Here is a 721-nt window from a genome sequence, read left to right on the forward strand (position 1 = left end):
TTGCCCGAGACCTACCACCAGGTAGGCCCCGAGGCGGGGACCGCCACTTCAAGTTCTACGAGCTACGGGACAACCTCGGCGGCGAGGTCCACTCGGGATGGTTATCCGCGATGGCTGAACTCACGGCGGACCTGTCGTTAAGGAGCGTGTCACCAGGTACACGCGAAGGCGCACTGCGACTTCGTGTCGCACCAAGGAAGTCGAAGCCATCATTCACGTGAACGACACGGGTTTTCTCCGGCGACAGGCGCAGCCCCAGCGGGGCCAGCACACCTGCCACCTCCTCGCGCAGTGCCTCGGCACAGTGTCGATCGCCCGACACCATCAGGACGAGGTGAGTGGCCGGAGGGAATCTCACCCTCCGGCTCTCTCAGAACCGGACGTGAACCTCTCGACTCATCCGGCTCCCATTGCCCAGCCGTCAGGACGTGCGCCGAGCCGCCAGTGCGCGAACAGCCGTGGAGATCGCCGGGCGATCTCGGCCAGCCACGCCATCGCGTGCCGTTCTCGGCGTTTGAGCCGTTTGTATTTCCGGCCGGCCCACCGCACCAGGTGGTTGTTGAGCCGCCAGAGGAAGTAGAGCAACCGACTACTGGAAGCCGGTCTACTACCTCCTGGAGTCCGAAGGGTTCACCTGCTGGCTGCTGAACGCCAAGCACGTCAAGAACGTCCCCGGCCGCCCGAAAACCGACAAACTGGACGCGGTCTGGCTGGCCAAGGT

The 721-nt window shown here is 64.4% G+C and carries 1 protein-coding gene and 1 pseudogene; one reads left to right on the top strand and one right to left on the bottom strand.

All coding sequences use genetic code 11. From position 1 onward, the window contains the following. Nucleotides 1–396: 396 nt before the first annotated feature. Nucleotides 397–585 (bottom strand): hypothetical protein, encoded by a 189-nt coding sequence (locus ACSDR0_RS50940; RefSeq protein WP_435296192.1) that lies wholly within the window; start codon nucleotides 583–585, stop codon nucleotides 397–399. Nucleotides 586–587: 2 nt separating this feature from the next. On the opposite strand from ACSDR0_RS50940, the pseudogene ACSDR0_RS50945 reads away from it, so the two are divergent. Next, nucleotides 588–721, top strand: a pseudogene (locus tag ACSDR0_RS50945) (IS110 family transposase); the annotation flags it as partial.

The sequence above is a fragment of the Streptosporangium sp. G11 genome (genome assembly GCF_051192615.1).
GTDB lineage: Bacteria > Actinomycetota > Actinomycetes > Streptosporangiales > Streptosporangiaceae > Streptosporangium.